Consider the following 16540-nt stretch of genomic DNA (forward strand, 5'->3'; position numbering starts at 1 on the left):
TAAGCGAGAACCACATGGAATCGAACAAGCAAGCCCGCGCCGAAGCCCGCCTCAACACCGGCCTGCGCAACTACTGGTACCCCGTCGCCGCCTCGTGGGCCGTGTCCCACGCCCCGATCGGCATCACCCGCCTGAGCCAGAACATCGTGCTGTGGCGCGATGGCGCCGGCCAGGTCCACGCGCTGGAAGACCGCTGCCCGCACCGCGGCGCGCGCCTGTCGATGGGCTGGAACCTGGGCGACCGTGTCGCCTGCTGGTACCACGGCGTGGAAGTCGGTGGCGACGGCCAGGTCAAGAGCGTGCCGGCGGTGGAAAGCTGCCCGCTGGAAGGCCGCACCTGCGTGCGCAGCTATCCGGTGCAGGAAAAGGCCGGCGCGATCTTCCTGTGGTTCGGCGACCAGGCCCCGCAAGGCGAGGGCAGCCCCGACGAGCTGCGCCTGCCGGAAGAGCTGGTCAGCGACGAACACAGCAACTTCCTGTGCGTGGCGCACTGGGACTGCAACTACCGCTACGCCATCGACAACGTGATGGACCCGATGCACGGCGCCTACCTGCATGCGGTGTCGCACTCGATGGCCTCCGGCGAGAAGTCCGCGGTGATGCAGATCCGCGAGACCGAGCACGGCCTGGTGTTCGAGAAGACCGGCCAGCGCGGCGTCAACTTCGACTGGGTGGAATTCGGCGAGACCGGCACGCTGTGGCTGCGCCTGGCGATCCCGTACCGCGCCAAGGTCGGCCCCGGCGGTCCGTTCGGCATCGTCGGCATGGCCACGCCGGTGGATGAAGACCACTGCATGGTGTTCTTCTGGCGTACCCGCCACGTGCAGGGCTGGGAACGCGACGTGTGGCGCTTCCTGTATCGCAACCGCCTGGAGCAGTTGCACTGGGACGTGCTGGAGCAGGACCGCGTGGTGCTGGAAATGATGGCCCCGAACGCCCGCGACCACGAGATGCTGTACCAGCACGACGCCGGCATCACCCGCGTGCGCCGTCTGCTCAAGCGCCGCGCCGAGCAGGAAGTCGCCGACGAGCCGGTTGCCATGCTGAAGCCCGCCGGAGCCGCCAGCCATGCCTGAGTCCATCGCCAACAACACGCTGCTGGCCGGCCGCAAGGTGCTGGTCACCGGTGCCGCGCGCGGCCTGGGCCTTGCCTTCGCCAGGTCGCTGGCCGAAGCCGGCGCCAGCGTGGCCATGGCCGATATCCTGGCCGAACGCCTGCAGCAGGAAGCCGACGCACTGCGCGCCCGCGGCCTGAAGGTGGTGCCGGTCACGCTGGACCTGTCGGATCCCGCCTCGGTGCAGGCTTGCGCCGACGCCGCGGTGAAGGCACTGGGCGGCCTCGACGGCCTGGTCAACAACGCCGCCGTGACCGACTCCGGCGGCCGCGACGCCAGCGCCATCGACATTGCCACCTGGGACCGCGTGATGAACGTCAACGTGCGCGGCACCTGGCTGATGACTGCCGCCTGCCTGCCGGCGCTGCGCGCCAGCGGACGTGGCGCGGTGGTCAACCTGGCCTCTGACACGCCGCTGTGGGGCGCGCCCAACCTGCTCGCCTACGTGGCCAGCAAGAGCGCCATCATCGGCATGACCCGTTCGCTGGCACGCGAACTGGGCCCCGACCAGATCACGGTCAACGCCGTGGCGCCGGGCCTGACGCTGGTCGAAGCCACCGAGTACGTGCCCCAGCACCGGCACGACCTGTACCGCGAGCAACGCGCGATCTCGCGCGAGCAACTGCCCGACGATGTTTGCGGCGCGGTGCTGTTTGCATTGTCCGACCTCGCCCGGTTCGTGACCGGCCAGACGCTGGCGGTCAACGGCGGCTTTGTCATGCATTGATCCGAAATCCACTGAAGAAAACCGAAGGAATCCAAATGAGCGATCTTTCCCAACAGCAAAACATCAAACGTTCCTGGGACCAGCCGGACGGCGCCTCGTTCGACCAGTGGATGGAAAGCCGCGTGGCGCGCTTCTCCACGCGCAAGTACGACTGGGACGCGCTGAAGTTCCAGGCCGACTACGACCCCAAGTACCGCCGCGCGCAGATGCGCTACCTGGGCACCGGCGGCACCGGCGTGGCCGCGGACACCAACACCGTGCCGTCGGAGCACTTCACCTTCTCGACGATGATCATCCCGGCCGGCCATGAAGGCCCGTCGCACCTGCACACCGACGTGGAGGAGGTGTTCTTCATCCTGCGCGGCAAGATCAAGCTGATCCTGGAAAAGGATGGCGAGCGCTTCGAGACCATCCTGACCGACCGCGACCTGGTCTCGGTGCCGCCGGGCGTGTACCGCGAGGAAATCAATATCGGCGAGGAAGACGCGCTGATGTGCGTGATGCTCGGCGCCAAGAAGCCGATCACGCCGACCTACCCGCCCGAGCATCCGCTGACCAAGGTCAAGCGCTGACGCGCCCATCGGCCCGACCGCATGCCCCGACCATGAGCACCAACGCCATCCCGACGACGCCAGCCGCCAACGAGACCCCGGACAAGTACATCGTTCCGGGCCTGGAACGCGGCCTGCGCCTGCTCGGCGAGTTCAGCAGCAAGGACCGCACCATGTCGGCCGCGGAACTGGCGCGCCGCCTGAAGGTGCCGCGCTCCACCGTGTTCCGCCTGCTGGCCACGCTGGAAATGCTGGGCTTTGTCGAGCGCGCCGATGGCGGGCGGGATTTCCGGCTGGGCATGGCGGTGCTGCGGCTCGGGTTCGAGTACCTGGCGTCGCTGGAGCTGACCGAGCTGGGCCGACCGCTGCTGGAGCGGCTTCGCGACGAGATCGGCTACCCGACCAACCTGGTGGTGCGCGACGGCCGTTCGATCGTCTACGTGGCCAAGGCGGTGTCGCCGCGGCCCTTCGCCAGCTCGGTCAACGTCGGCACGCGCTTGCCCGCGCATGCCACGGTGCTGGGCCGGGTGCTGCTGGAAGACCTGTCGCTGGCGGACCTGCGCGCACTTTACCCGGAGCCGCAGCTGGAAGTGTTCTCCGACAGCACGCCGCGCACGGTCGATGCGCTCTTCGCCATCGTCCAGCGCGACCGCGAGCGCGGCTACGTGCTGCAGGAAGGCTTTTTCGAATCGAGCATCTCGACCATTGCCGCGCCGGTGCGCGACCGCACCGGCAAGGTGGTGGCGGCGCTGGGCGCCACCATCCCCGCCGCGCATATCGATCCGGAACAGCTGGACGCGATGGTGGAGAAGGTGAGGAACACCGCGGGCGAGCTGTCGCGCCTGCTCGACTACCGGCCGTCGCTGCACAGCGCCGGCAAGGTCGTGAATCTGTATCGGGAGTGAGGACAATGTCCATGATTGAACTCGGCGGCAAGGTTGCCGTCGTCACCGGCGGGTCCTCCGGCATCGGGCTGGCGACCGTCGAGCTGCTGCTCGAAGCGGGCGCCGGCGTCGCCATGTGCGGCCGCGACGAAGCGCGCCTGCGCAGCGCCGAAGCGCAGCTGCGAGAGAAATTCGCCGGCTGCCGGCTTTATGCCGCCACCTGCGACGTGCTCAAGCCGGAGCAGGTTGCCGCCTTCGCGGCCGACGTGCAGCAGAAGCTGGGCAACGTCGACATGCTGGTCAACAACGCCGGCCAGGGCCGTGTGTCCACCTTTGCCAATACCGAAGACGCGGCCTGGATGGACGAACTGCAGCTCAAGTTCTTCTCCGTGATCCACCCGACGCGCGCGTTCCTGCCGCAACTGGAGAAGTCCGGCCAGGGCGCGATCGTGTGCGTCAACTCGCTGCTGGCGCAGCAGCCCGAGCCGCACATGGTGGCCACCTCCGCCGCGCGCGCCGGCGTGCTGAACCTGGTGCGCTCGATGGCCACCGAATTCGCGCCCAGGGGTGTCCGCGTCAACGGCATCCTGATCGGGCTGGTCGAATCGGGCCAGTGGCGCCGCCGCTTCGAGGCGCGCCCCGAAGCAGACCGCCACCTGGACTGGGCCGCGTGGACCGCGCGCCTGGCCCAGCAGAAACATATTCCCCTTGGCCGCCTGGGCCTGCCTGTCGAGGCAGCCCGCGCCATCCTGTTCCTTGCCTCGCCGTTGTCTTCGTACACCACGGGCAGCCATATCGATATCTCCGGAGGACACTCCCGTCATGCCTAATCAACACCAGTACGAACAACCGCAGGTCACCGTCGGCTGCGCCATCACGGCGTTTCTCGAGCAGTGCGGGGTCAAGGCCGCGTTCGGCGTGATCTCGATCCACAACATGCCGATCCTCGACGCCATGGGCGAGCGCGGCAAGATCCGCTTCGTGCCGGCGCGCGGCGAAGCGGGCGGCACCAATATGGCCGACGCCTACGCCCGCACCACCGGCGGCCTGGGCGTGTGCCTGACCAGTACCGGCACCGCCGCGGGCAACGCCGCCGGCGCCATGGTCGAAGCGCTGACCGCCGGCACGCCGATGCTCCATATCACCGGCCAGATCGAGACCCCGTACCTGGACCAGAGCCTGGCCTACATCCACGAAGCGCCGGACCAGCTCAGCATGCTGAAGGCCGTGTCGAAGGCCGCGTTCCGCATCCGCAGCGCCGATACCGCGATCAGCACCATCAAGCTGGCGGTGCAGACCGCGCTGACGGCACCGACCGGCCCGGTCAGCGTGGAGATCCCCATCGACATCCAGGCCGCGCTGATCGACCTGCCGGCCGACCTGCAGCCGCTGCCGGTGCCGCAGCACGTGCCGTCGGCGCACGGGCTGGACGCGCTGGCCGAGCGCCTGGTGAAGGCGAAGCGCCCGCTGCTGTGGCTGGGCGGCGGCGCGCGCCATGCCAGCAAGCAGGTGCAGCGCCTGCTGGACCTGGGCTTCGGCGTGGTCACCAGCACCCAGGGCCGCGGCATCGTGCCGGAAGACGATCCGCGCTCGCTGGGCGCGTTCAACCTGCACAAGCCGGTCGAGGCCTTTTACCAGAGCTGCGACGCGATGCTGGTGGTGGGCTCGCGCCTGCGCGGCAATGAAACCCTGAAGTACGAACTGAAGCTGCCGCGCCCGCTGCTGCGCATCGACGCCGATCCCGCCGCCGAAGGCCGCTGCTATATGAGCGACTACTTTGTCAGCGGCGACGCCGCGCTGGCGCTTGACGCCCTGGCGGATCGGCTCGAAAAGCGCATGCAGATCGACCCGGCCTTCGCCGCCGACCTGCGCCGCGCGCACGACACCGCGGTCAACAGCCTGGTCGATGGCCTGGGCCCGTACTCGGCGCTGGTGCAGGCGCTGCAGGGCGCGGTCGGCCGCAACTTCAACTGGGTGCGCGACGTGACCGTGTCGAACAGCACCTGGGGCAACCGCCAGCTGCGCATCTTCGACTCCCGCGCCGGCGTGCATGCGCTGGGCGGCGGCATCGGCCAGGGCCTGGCGATGGGCATCGGCGCCGCGATCGGCGCCGCGGCCACGGCTTCGGGCAAGAAGACCTTCACGCTGGCCGGCGACGGCGGCTTCATCCTGAACCTGGGCGAACTGGCCACGGCGGTGCAGGAGCGCGCCGACATGGTCATCGTGCTGATGAACGACAAGGGCTACGGCGTCATCAAGAACATCCAGGACGCGCAATACGGCGGCCGCCGCCACTATGTGGACCTGCATACGCCGGACTACGCCACGCTGGCGAAGTCGCTGTCGCTGCGCCACGCGCGCGTCAGCAACCTGGCCGAGGTCGGTGCCGCGCTCGAGGCGGCCAAGGCCGAATCCGGCCCGTTCCTGCTGGAAATCGACATGCTGTCGATCGGTTCCTTCAAGACCATCTTCGCCGGCCCCCCGGTGAACAAGGACAACGAAGAGCCGGCCCGCGAACAAACCACTGTCACCGCCTGAGGGAGAGCCGCAATGCTGCATGTGTCCATGGTTGGCTGCGGCGCGATCGGCCGCGGCGTGCTGGAATTGCTCAAGAGCGATCCGGACGTGGTGTTTGACGTGGTGATCGTGCCGGAACACACGATGGACGAGGCCCGTGGCGCGGTCTCCGCGCTGGCACCGCGTGCCCGCGTCGCTACCCACCTGGACGACCAGCGGCCCGACCTGCTGGTCGAGTGCGCCGGCCACCATGCGCTGGAAGAGCACATCGTGCCGGCGCTGGAGCGCGGCATCCCGTGCATGGTGGTGTCGGTGGGCGCGCTGTCCGAACCCGGCATGGCCGAGCGGCTGGAAGCGGCGGCGCGCCGCGGCGGCACCCAGGTGCAGCTGCTGTCGGGCGCGATCGGCGCCATCGACGCGCTGGCCGCGGCGCGTGTCGGCGGGCTGGATGAAGTGATCTACACCGGACGCAAGCCGGCGCGCGCCTGGACTGGCACCCCGGCCGAGCAGCTCTTCGATCTGGATGCGCTGACCGAAGCCACGGTGATCTTCGAAGGCACGGCGCGCGATGCGGCGCGCCTGTATCCGAAGAACGCCAATGTCGCCGCCACGGTGTCGCTGGCAGGCCTCGGCCTGGACCGCACCTCGGTCAAGCTGCTGGCCGACCCGCATGCGGTGGAGAACGTGCACCACGTGGAAGCGCGCGGAGCGTTCGGCGGGTTTGAACTGACGATGCGGGGCAAGCCGCTCGCGGCGAATCCCAAGACTTCCGCGCTGACGGTGTTCAGCGTGGTGCGCGCACTGGGCAACCGCGCGCACGCGGTATCGATCTAGCCCCGGCAGCCACGCCCCACAGACTTAGCAGGCAACGACAATGAAGACGCAAGAAGTACTCCCCATCTGCATCGCCGGCGAATGGCGCCTGGGGACCGGCGACCGCTACGGCACCCGCTACCCGGCTACCGGCGAGGTGGTGGCCGAACTCAACGCCGCCAGCCTGGCTGACGTGGAAGAGGCAGTGCAGGGCGCCCACCACGCCTTCCTCACCAGCGGCTGGGCCCGGCGCAAGCCGCACGAGCGCGCCGCCGTGCTGTACCGCGTGGCCGAACTGATTCGCGCACAAGCCGAACCGCTGGCACAACGCCAGCGCCTCGATAACGGCAAGCCCATCAGCGAAACGCGCGCGCTGGTCGCCAGCGCCGCCGGCACCTTCCAGTTCTTTGCCGCCGCCTGCGAGACGCTGGAAGAAACCATCACGCCGCAGCGCGGCGACTGCCTGACCATGAGCGTCTACGAGCCGATGGGCGTGGTCGCGGCGATCACGCCGTGGAATTCGCCGATCGCCAGCGAAGCGCAGAAGATGGCGCCCGCGCTCGCCGCCGGCAATGCCGTGGTGGTCAAGCCGGCCGAAGTCACGCCACTGATGGCACTGGAACTGGCGCGCATCTGCGAAGAAGCCGGCGTGCCCAAGGGACTGATCAGCGTGCTGCCGGGCAAGGGCTCGGTGATCGGCGACGCCATCACCAAGCATCCGCTGGTGCGCCGCGTGTCGTTCACCGGCGGCACCACCACCGGCAAGCACATCGCGCATATCGCCGCCGACAAGATGATGCCGGTGTCGCTGGAGCTGGGCGGCAAGTCGCCGACCATGGTGTTCGATGATGCCGATCTGGACCACGCGGTCAACGGCGTGCTGTACGGCATCTTCAGCTCGTCGGGCGAGTCGTGCATCGCCGGCTCGCGCCTGTTTGTCGCGCGTTCGCAGTACGAGGCTTTTATCGACCGCCTCGCGCACGGCGCCGCGCAGCTGCGCGTGGGCGATCCCGCCGACGAACGTACCCAGATGGGGCCACTGATCACCGACCGCCACCGCGATTCGATCGAGTCGTATGTCGCCGCCGGCGTGGACGAAGGCGGGCAACTGCGCACCGGGGGCGTGCGTCCGGACGTGGCCGGCCTGCCCAACGGCTATTTCTACACGCCGACCATCATCGAAGGGCTGGATAACCATGCCCGCATCAGCCAGGAAGAAATCTTCGGCCCGGTGCTGGTGGCGATCCCCTTCGACGACGAGGACGACCTGATCGAACAGGCCAACGACAGCGTCTACGCGCTTGCCGCCGGCATCTGGACGCGCGACTACAAGCGCGCGTGGCGCGTGGCACGTGCGGTGCAGGCGGGCAATGTGTGGATCAACACCTACAAGCAGTTCTCGATCTCGACGCCCTTCGGCGGCTGGCGCGACAGCGGCCTGGGCCGCGAGAAGGGACGGCTGGGCATCCTGCAGTACATGGAGCAGAAAAGCGTGTACTGGGGCCTGAACGAACAACCGCTGCCGTGGGCCAGCCACTGAACCCGGCACGCAGGAGAGAAGCAATGATCAAGGTATTGGGAATCGACGAGATCGTCTACGGCGCGGATGACTTTGACGCCTGCCGTGGCTTTTTCTCGGACTGGGGCCTGGCCATCAAGCGCGATGACGCGCAGGGCCTGGACTTCGAAACGCTGAACGGCTGCCGCGTGCTGGTGCGCCGCATCGACGATCCGTCGCTGCCGCCCGCGATCGAGGCCGGCCCGACGCTGCGCGAAGTGGTGTGGGGAGTCGAGTCGCAGGCATCGCTCGACCATCTGGCTGACGCGATCGCCGATGCGCCGGGCTTTGTGAAGCAAGGCGAAGGCGCCGCGCTGCGCATCGGCTGCACCGACCCGAATGGCCTGGCGGTGCGTTTCCAGGTTACGCGCAAGCATGACGTGCAGGTCGAATGCGCGCTGATGAATACGTGGAACGACAAGCCGCGCATGAACCAGCGCAGCCCGATCTACGACCACGCCACGCCGATCGAAGTCGGCCACGTGGTGTTTTTCGTGAAGGACGTCAAGGCCACCGAGCAGTTCTATGTGGAGAAGTTCGGCTTCGTGCCGTCCGACCGCTACCCGGACCGCGGCGCGTTCCTGCGCTGCACCGCGGACGGCGGCCACCACGACCTGTTCCTGCTGCAGCTGCCGGAACCGAAGAGCGGGCTGAACCACGTCGCGTTCACCGTGCGCGATATCCACGAAGTGTTTGGCGGCGGTATGCACGTCTCGCGCAAGGGCTGGGACACGCAGCTCGGCCCGGGCCGGCACCCGATTTCCTCGGCCTACTTCTGGTATTTCAAGAACCCGGCCGGCGGCCTGATCGAGTACTACGCCGATGAAGACCAGCTCGACGAACACTGGGAGGCGCGCGCCTTCGAGCCGGGCCCGACCATGTTCGCCGAATGGGCGATCGAGGGCGGCATCGACGGCAACACCCGCCGCCAGAAGAACGCCGGCGGCCCGGCAGGCAAGTTCCTGACCGAGAAGCGGTAAGAGAGAGAAGCGCAACAGAAGGAAGCAGCAATGAGTGCCCACCAGTCCCTTACCCTGCGCGTCCAGGCCATGCGTTTTGAAGCGCGCGGCGTGGTCAGCATCGAACTGCAAGATCCCGAAGGGAAGACCCTGCCCGAGTACAGCCCGGGCGCCCATATCGACCTGCACCTGGGCAACGGCCTGGTGCGCAGCTACTCGCTGTGCGGCGCGCCGGAAGCGCGCAACCTCTACACCGTGGGCGTGCTGCTGGACCGCGGCAGCCGCGGCGGCTCGCGCTACGTGCACGAGCAGCTGCGCGTGGGCACCACGCTGACGGTGGGCGCACCGCGCAACAACTTCGAGCTGGACGAAAGCGCAGCGCATACCGTGCTGGTCGCCGGCGGCATCGGCGTCACGCCGATCGTCTGCATGGCGCGCCGGCTGGCCGAGCTGGGCAAGTCGTTCACGCTGATCTACTGCGCGCGTTCGCGCGCCGAGGCGGCGTTCGTCGAACCGCTGTCGGCCTATGGCGACGCGGTGCGCTTCCACTTCGACGACGAAGCGGGCGCGCCGCCGGACCTGAAGGCAATGCTGGGCGGACAGGATGCGCAGACGCACTTCTATTGCTGCGGCCCGGGCCCGATGCTGAATGCGTTCGAGGGTGCGTGCGAGGCGCATGCCTACCCCAATGTCCATATCGAGCGCTTCGCCGCCGACCCGTCGACCGAGGCGGTGCAGGAAGGCGAATACGTGGTGCAGCTGTCGCGCACCGGCTCGCTGGTGAAGGTGCCTTCGGGCAAGTCGCTGCTCGACGCGCTGCTCGACTCCGGCGTCGAGGTCGAATACAGCTGCCGCGAAGGCGTGTGCGGTTCGTGCGAGACCGCCGTGCTGGAAGGCTGCCCCGACCACCGCGACAGCGTGCTGAGCAACAGCGAGCGCGCCAGCAACAAGACCATGATGGTGTGCGTGTCCGGTTGCAAGGGCAGCAAGCTGGTGCTGGATTTGTAATCCCGCCGAACATCGCCAGAACACCGACGGTGTTCCGCTCTCCCCTCACGGGGAGAGGGCAGGGTGAGGAGTGGTTTAACAAGTCGCCACGCCACCAGAACCGCCGCCCCTCACCCCCGTCCCCTCTCCCGCAAGCGGGAGAGGGGAGCAAACCTCCCGCTTGCGGGCAGCCCCCAGAATCTACCGAGAAGTTCCCGTGCTAACCCAGAGACAAGACGCAGCGTCCCCCGGCGCACCGGTGGCCGCCACCGCAGGTATCGTGACCACGGCCGACAGTGCCGGCCAGGGCGCCGCAGCCACCGCCCGCGGCGGCCCGGTCACGCGCGGCAATATCGTCGCCCGCATCGAACGCATGCCGGGCAACGCCATGCATGTCCGCGCCAGGCTGCTGATCGGCCTGGCCACCTTCTTCGACGGCTTCGACGTCATCGCCATTGCCGCCACGCTGCCGCTGCTGATCGCGCAGTGGTCGCTGACGCCGGCGCAGATCGGCGTGCTGATCGCGGCGCCGTCGGTCGGCCAACTGGTCGGTGCGCTGCTGTTCCCCGGGTTGGCCGAGCGCTTCGGCCGCTTGCGCTCGATCGGCTGGAGCGCGGGCATCATCGGCCTGATGAGCATTGCCTGTGGCTTCGCGCCGTCGTTCGAGATCTTCCTGCTGCTGCGCATCGTGCAGGGCCTGGGCCTTGGCGGCGAACTGCCGGTGGCCGCCACCTATATCAACGAAGTCACGCGCGCGCACGGCCGCGGGCGCTTCGTGCTGCTGTACGAGGTGGTGTTCCCGATCGGCCTGATGGTATCCAACGGCGTAGGTGCCTGGCTGGTGCCGCACTATGGCTGGGAGGTCATGTACTTCATCGGCGGCGTGCCGCTGGTGCTGTTCTTCCTCCTGAAGCGCGTGATCCCCGAATCGCCACGCTGGCTGGCCGAGAAGGGCCGCCTGGAAGAAGCCGACGCCGCGCTGCGCGCGTTCGAGGCGCGCGCCAAAGGACCGCTGCCGCCGCCGCAGAATGCCAGCGCCTACGACCGCATGACCCGGCACCCGCGCCGCAGCGTGCGGGACCTGGTCAGCAAGGCCTACGTAGGGCGCACCATGGCGGTGTGGATGCTGTGGGCCACCTGCGGCTTCATCCAGTACGGGCTGTCGACCTGGCTGCCCACGGTCTACAAGACCGTCTACCATGCGCCGCTGCAGCTGGCGCTGAACCTGGCAGCCGCGGCATCGGTGCTAGGCGTGGTGGGGTCGCTGGTCTGCGCCATGATTGTCGACAAGGTCGGGCGCAAGCCGGTGATCAACGTCTCGTTCCTGCTGTGCGCGCTGTCGCTGGTGCTGGCGGGCGTGTTCCACGCCGCCAGCGTGTACGTGGTGGCGACCTTCTGCGCGCTGGCGATGGGCTTCCTCGCCAGCGGCTTCATCACCGCCTACGTCTATACGCCGGAGCTGTACCCGACCAGCGTGCGAGCCATGGGCTGCGGCCTCGGCGGGGCCTGGCTGAAGCTGGCCGCGATCTTCGCGCCGGGGCTGATCGCCAGCACCATCGGCAGCGGCGACCTGAGCTTCGCCTTCTTTGCGCTGTCGGTGGTGCCGGCGCTGGCGGCCGTCACCGTGCATTGGCTGGGCATCGAGACCAAGGGACGGGTGCTGGAGGAGCTGGAGGTCTGACCGATCAACGTGCCCGTGCGCGTTCCTCAGCCGCGCACGGGCAGCGACGTCTCTGGCACCTCGATCAACGCATCGACCACCACCACGCCCTGCGGGCTTGCCATCACCGGGTTGAGATCGACCGAGCGGATCGCGCCGCCGGCGGCATGGACCAGGTCGCCCACCTGGACCGCCAGCCGGCACAGCGCGCCGATGTCGACCGCGGGTTCGTCGCGCACCCCGTGCAGCAGCGGCGCGATACGCAGCCGCTCCAGCGCCCGCGCCACGTCGGCCTCCCGGCACGGCGCCAGCAGCACCGCGGTATCGCGCAGCGCTTCCACATACTTGCCGCCATCGCCGGCCACCAGCACCGCGCCGAACACCGGATCCCAGTGTGCGCCGATCATGCATTCGCGCTGGCCGCGCGCCATGCGCGCCACCACGACGCCCTCGCAAGTGGCGCCCATGGCGCTGAGGGTGCGGGTCTGCAAGGTGAAGGCGCTGGCGACGGCTTGGGGGTCGTTACAGTGCAGGGCAACCAGCCCATGCTCGCTCTTGTGGGGAACCTGGGGCGAGCTGGCCTTGACCGCGACCGGCGCGCCGATGCGCCGCCATGCGGTCACCGCGGCATCGACATCCTGGCACAGGTAGTGCTCGACCACCGGCATGCCGGCGGCGGCAAGGCGGGCCAGGCTGGCGGCCTCGCTGAGCGTCACGCTCGCGGAGTTATCTGCCGGCGACGCAGGGGCTGCGGGCAGCGGCGGCTCGCCTTCCTGCGCGATCTGCCGCAGGCGCTGCCGGTGCGACACCAGCTGCCCCAGCGCCGCCAGCGCTTCGGCGGCACTGGCGAAGGTGGGCACGCCGGCCTGGCGAAAGGCCTCGGCCACCGGTGCCTGCCATACCGCGACGGCGATCGGTTTGCCCGCGGTGTCGGCAAACACGGCGGCGTCGCGGGCAAAGCGCGGTACGTCATAGCCCATGCCGGACACGGGGATGTCGAGCAGGAACAGGTCCGCGGCCGGATCGCGTGCCACCACCGGCAGGACCTCGCCGAACAGCGCGCTGTTGTTCAGCAGCGCGGCGGTGACATCGACCGGATTGGCGGTGGCGGCGAAGCCGGGCAGGCGCTGCGCCAGCGCGGCCTGCGTGTGTCCGGATAGCGGCGCCAGCGTCAGCCCGCACGAGGGTGCGGCATCGGCCGCCATCACGCAGCTCGCGCCGGAATTGCTGACCACCACCAGTCGCCTTCCCTCGGGTTGCCAGCCGCGCAGGTACATCGGCGCGCAGCGCGCCAATGCGTGCGCATCGTCGACGCGCCAGATGCCGTGGCCCTGCAGGAAGGCATCGACCGCGCGGTCCTCGTTGGCGATGGCGCCGGTATGCGACGCGGCGGCGCGCTGCCCGTCCTGCGAGCGCCCGGCCTTGACCGCCACTACCGGCACGTTGCGCGCCCGCGCCACGCGCGCCGCTGCGGCCAGCACCTCGGGGTCGGACAGGCTTTCCAGGTACAGCAGCACCAGCCGCACGCCAGGATCGTGGGCCACGGCCAGCGCCAGCTCGCTGACGGTGATGTCGGCCTGGTTGCCGGTGGCATGCATGTGGCGCACGCCGATGCCCTGGCCGCGCAGCAGCCCGTAGACCATTGCCGCCACGCCGCCGCTCTGGCTGACCACGGCGACCGGCCCGTCCTGCGGCGGCACTTCGATGAACATGGTCGAGAAGCTGGCGATGGCGCCGCTGCCGAAGTTGGCCAGCCCCTGGCTGTTGGGGCCGACCAGCCGCAGGCCGCTGGTGCGCGCGGCGCGCATCATCTCGTCCTGCTGGCGCCGGCCTTCGGCACCGGCCTCGCCGAAGCCCGACGCGATCACGATGGCCGCCGCCACGCCCAGTCGCGCGCAGTCGCGCACGGCCTGCACGGCGGCGTCGCCCGCGACGATGACGATGGCCAGCTCGGGGACTTCCGGCAGCGCATCGAGCGAGGCAAAGGCGCGCAGGCCCTGGATGGTGTCGCGCTGCGGATTGATGGGGTAGAGAGTGCCGGCGTAGCCGTGCGTCTGCATGTAATGGATGGGCCGGCCGCCGATCTTGTGGATGTTGTCGGAGGCGCCGATCACGGCGATGGAGCGGGGGGCGAGCAGGGGCTGGAGAGGCGTCGTCATGTTGGGAGGCGTGAGTGTTGCGTCGGGGTTAGTCAACGGTGGCGCCGGAGGCCTTGATGACCCGCGCCCATTTGTCGATTTCCCGGTCGAGGAACGTCGCGGTCGCCGCCGGTGCGGTCCATTCCGCGGCAAAGCCCTGCGTGGCAAAGCGCGCGCGCACGTCCGCATCGTCGAGCACGGATTTCAGCGCCGTGCCCAGCGTATCCAGCACGGCGGGCGGCGTGCCGGCGGGGGCCAGCAGCGCGTTCCAGGCGGTGGCCTCGTAGCCGGGCAGGCCCGACTGGGCGATGGTCGGCGTGTCGGGCGCGGCCGGCGAGCGTGCCGCGCCCGTGACGGCCAGCGCCCTGAGCTTGCCGTCGCGCACGAATGGCATCGCCGACAGCATGGTGTCGAACATCACCGTGGCCTGGCCGCCCATGACGTCGGTGAGGGCGGGCGCGCTGCCTTTGTACGGCACGTGCGTCATGCGCACGCCGGCCATGCTGTTGAACAGCTCCGCGGCCAGATGAGTGGACTGGCCGTTGCCGGAACTAGCAAAGGTGACTTGCCCCGGCCTGGCCCGGGCGAGTGCGATCAGCTCCGCGACATTGCCCGCGGGCGTGGCGGGCGCCGTCACCAGCACCAGCGGGCCACGTGTGAGCAGGCTCACCGGGGCGAAGTCCTTGCGCGTGTCGTAGCCGGGCTTGCGGAACAGCGTCATGTTGATCGCATGCGCGGTGGTGGCGACCAGCAGCGTGTAGCCGTCGGGCGCGGCGCGGGCCACCGTCTCGGCGCCGATATTGCCGCCGGCGCCCGGGCGGTTCTCCACCACCAGCGGCTGGCCGAGCCGGTCCGAGAGCTTCTGGCCGACCACGCGCGCGACGATGTCGGTGGGGCCGCCGGGCGGGTAAGGCACCACCAGCCGGATCGGCCTGGCGGGGAAGGATTGCGCCAGCACGGGCGGCGTGGCCGCCGCGGACAGGGCGAGGCAGGAAAACAGGGCGAGCGCGTGCCGCCGGGATGGATTCGGTGCCAAGGGAGTTCTCCGGTTGTGAATGCCGGCTGGAGCGAAGGCGTGGTGCCGGCAGGGGATGGTGGCTGGCGCCTATGGCCAGCTACTCGCCAGCTACTCGCGCAGGAATCGCAGCAGCGTTCCTTCGCCGAAGCGCACGAAGCCGGCACGCACGCGCTCGCCGATCGCCACGCCGGGCTCGGCATGACCCATCACGCGCGGACCTTCGTCCAGCGTGGCCAGCACCAGCGTGTAGGGCGCCAGGGCGCGGAAGGCGTCGGTCGGGGCGCGGCTGATCTCGGTGACGGCATAGATCGTGGCCAGGCCGCCGGCATCGCGCCAGTGCAATTGCCGGCTGCCGCAGGTGCGGCAGGCGTGGCGCGCCAGCGCTTGCCAGGCTCCGCAGTCGTTGCAGCACTGGTACCGCACCACGCCGGCATCGAGTCCGTCGGTATAGGGATGGCGGGTGGGATTGCTCATGGCGCGGCCTCCAGCACCAGGCTGACATGCGACGACAGCACCCCGCCGTCGGCATGAAACAGCGCCCGGCGGCGCTTGCCGAGCTGGCGTTCGCCGGCACGGCCCGCAAGCTGGCGCGCAGCCTCGGCGAGATGCATCAGGCCGCCCGCCACGCCGGAATGGCCAAAGGCCAGCAGCCCACCATGCGGATTGAGCGGCAGCGCGCCCTCGCGGCCGAAATCGCCCGCAAGCAAGCGCGCCTGAGCCTGCCCGCGCGGCGCCAGCCCCAGTTCTTCCAGAAGCATGACCAGGGTGATGGTGAACGAATCGTAGATCGCCAGGCAGTCGATGCTGTCCACGTCGCCTCCGGCCTCGGCGAAGGCGCGCCGCGCGGCGTCGGCGGCGCCGGTCTGCATCACGTCGTCGAGTGCGCCGAGGTGCTGATGCCGGTGAGCCTGGCCGGCGCCGGCGATGCGCACCGGCGTGCCCGCGCCAGGAACGGCGGAGACGATCACCGCGACCGCGCCGTCAGAAATCGGGCAGCAGTCGGACAGCCGCAGCGGCGTGGCGATCGGGCGCGCGGCGCGGGCCTGCGCGAGCGACAGCGGCTCGCGCAGGTGCGCATCCGGATGGCCGGCGGCGTGCTCGCGCATCAGCACCGCGAAGCCGGACAGCGCATCGGCGTCCATGCCAGTCTGGTGCAGGTAGCGCGACGCCAGCAGCGCGTAGTAGGCCGGCACCGAGGCGCCGTTGGGCACTTCGGCATGCGGCTCCCCCACCTGCGCCAGCGTCTGGATGGACTGGTCGCGGCTTTGGCCGCTCAGGCGGTTCTCGCCCGCGACCACCAGCACATGGCGGCAGCGGCCGACGCGCACCAGTTCGTGCGCCAGCATCGCCATCACCCCGCCGGTGGCGCCGCCCGCGGCCACGCCGTGGGCGTAGGCGGGCCTGAGCGACGCGTATTCGCAGAAGCGGTCGGCCAGCATCAGATGCGGCAGCGTGGTGGCGTAGCCGCACAGCACGCCGTCGACATCGGTCCGCGCCAGTCCGGCATCGGCGAGCGCCGCGTCGGCGGCCTGCGCCATCAGCGTCAGCGGCGTGCTGCCGTCGATGCGGCCAAAGCGCGTGTTGCCGGTGCCGCGTACATAGGTGACGTTCAT

15 protein-coding genes are annotated in these 16540 nt (G+C 69.4%); 11 read left to right on the top strand and 4 right to left on the bottom strand.

The genetic code is table 11. The annotated features are described in order from the left end of the window. Positions 1-14: 14 nt before the first annotated feature. The 11 genes from U9J39_RS22740 to U9J39_RS22790 all read left to right on the top strand — a co-directional run bounded on the left by U9J39_RS22740 (position 15) and on the right by U9J39_RS22790 (position 11792). Positions 15-1076 (top strand): aromatic ring-hydroxylating dioxygenase subunit alpha, encoded by a 1062-nt coding sequence (locus U9J39_RS22740; protein ID WP_115712606.1) that lies wholly within the window; start codon positions 15-17, stop codon positions 1074-1076. Further along, positions 1069-1842 carry an SDR family oxidoreductase gene (locus U9J39_RS22745; RefSeq protein ID WP_326348144.1) on the top strand — a complete coding sequence of 258 codons (774 nt, stop codon included), beginning with the start codon at positions 1069-1071 and terminating at the stop codon, positions 1840-1842. Before U9J39_RS22740 ends, U9J39_RS22745 begins: the two co-directional genes overlap by 8 nt. Before the next feature lie 35 nt (positions 1843-1877). After that, positions 1878-2414 (top strand): cupin domain-containing protein, encoded by a 537-nt coding sequence (locus tag U9J39_RS22750; protein ID WP_115712610.1) that lies wholly within the window; start codon positions 1878-1880, stop codon positions 2412-2414. A gap of 32 nt (positions 2415-2446) precedes the next feature. Then, positions 2447-3298, top strand: coding sequence for an IclR family transcriptional regulator (locus tag U9J39_RS22755; RefSeq protein ID WP_116313581.1), 852 nt, complete (start codon positions 2447-2449; stop codon positions 3296-3298). Positions 3299-3303: 5 nt separating this feature from the next. Then, complete coding sequence (locus tag U9J39_RS22760) at positions 3304-4107, top strand: SDR family oxidoreductase (RefSeq protein ID WP_115712614.1); 804 nt, start codon at positions 3304-3306, stop codon at positions 4105-4107. Next, positions 4100-5815: a thiamine pyrophosphate-binding protein gene (locus tag U9J39_RS22765; protein WP_326348145.1), complete on the top strand. Its 1716-nt coding sequence runs from the start codon at positions 4100-4102 to the stop codon at positions 5813-5815. Before U9J39_RS22760 ends, U9J39_RS22765 begins: the two co-directional genes overlap by 8 nt. A gap of 12 nt (positions 5816-5827) precedes the next feature. Beyond that, on the top strand, positions 5828-6628 hold the full coding sequence (locus tag U9J39_RS22770) for an aspartate dehydrogenase (RefSeq protein WP_115681542.1): 801 nt from the start codon (positions 5828-5830) through the stop codon (positions 6626-6628). Between the two features lie 40 nt (positions 6629-6668). Then, entirely contained in the window at positions 6669-8147 is a 1479-nt protein-coding gene (locus tag U9J39_RS22775; protein WP_326348146.1) for an aldehyde dehydrogenase, read from the top strand. Positions 8148-8170: 23 nt separating this feature from the next. After that, positions 8171-9145 carry a VOC family protein gene (locus tag U9J39_RS22780; RefSeq protein ID WP_116313584.1) on the top strand — a complete coding sequence of 325 codons (975 nt, stop codon included), beginning with the start codon at positions 8171-8173 and terminating at the stop codon, positions 9143-9145. A 30-nt stretch (positions 9146-9175) separates the two neighbouring features. After that, positions 9176-10132 (top strand): PDR/VanB family oxidoreductase, encoded by a 957-nt coding sequence (locus U9J39_RS22785; RefSeq protein ID WP_326348147.1) that lies wholly within the window; start codon positions 9176-9178, stop codon positions 10130-10132. Positions 10133-10370: 238 nt separating this feature from the next. Continuing rightward, positions 10371-11792: an MFS transporter gene (locus tag U9J39_RS22790; protein WP_326348148.1), complete on the top strand. Its 1422-nt coding sequence runs from the start codon at positions 10371-10373 to the stop codon at positions 11790-11792. A gap of 26 nt (positions 11793-11818) precedes the next feature. On the opposite strand, the gene U9J39_RS22795 is transcribed toward U9J39_RS22790, so the two are convergent. The 4 genes from U9J39_RS22795 to U9J39_RS22810 form a co-directional block, all read right to left on the bottom strand. Continuing rightward, positions 11819-13930, bottom strand: coding sequence for an acetate--CoA ligase family protein (locus U9J39_RS22795; protein ID WP_326348149.1), 2112 nt, complete (start codon positions 13928-13930; stop codon positions 11819-11821). 28 nt (positions 13931-13958) lie between these two features. After that, entirely contained in the window at positions 13959-14945 is a 987-nt protein-coding gene (locus U9J39_RS22800; RefSeq protein ID WP_116313586.1) for a tripartite tricarboxylate transporter substrate binding protein, read from the bottom strand. Between the two features lie 90 nt (positions 14946-15035). Beyond that, the gene (locus U9J39_RS22805; RefSeq protein WP_115712625.1) at positions 15036-15401 is read right to left on the bottom strand and encodes a Zn-ribbon domain-containing OB-fold protein; all 366 of its coding nucleotides are present in this window, start codon (positions 15399-15401) and stop codon (positions 15036-15038) included. Beyond that, positions 15398-16540 carry a thiolase family protein gene (locus U9J39_RS22810; RefSeq protein WP_116313588.1) on the bottom strand — a complete coding sequence of 381 codons (1143 nt, stop codon included), beginning with the start codon at positions 16538-16540 and terminating at the stop codon, positions 15398-15400. The genes U9J39_RS22805 and U9J39_RS22810 overlap by 4 nt, the downstream gene beginning before the upstream one ends.

It is taken from the genome of Cupriavidus sp. SS-3, assembly GCF_035818815.1.
Taxonomy (GTDB): Bacteria; Pseudomonadota; Gammaproteobacteria; order Burkholderiales; family Burkholderiaceae; genus Cupriavidus; species Cupriavidus taiwanensis_C.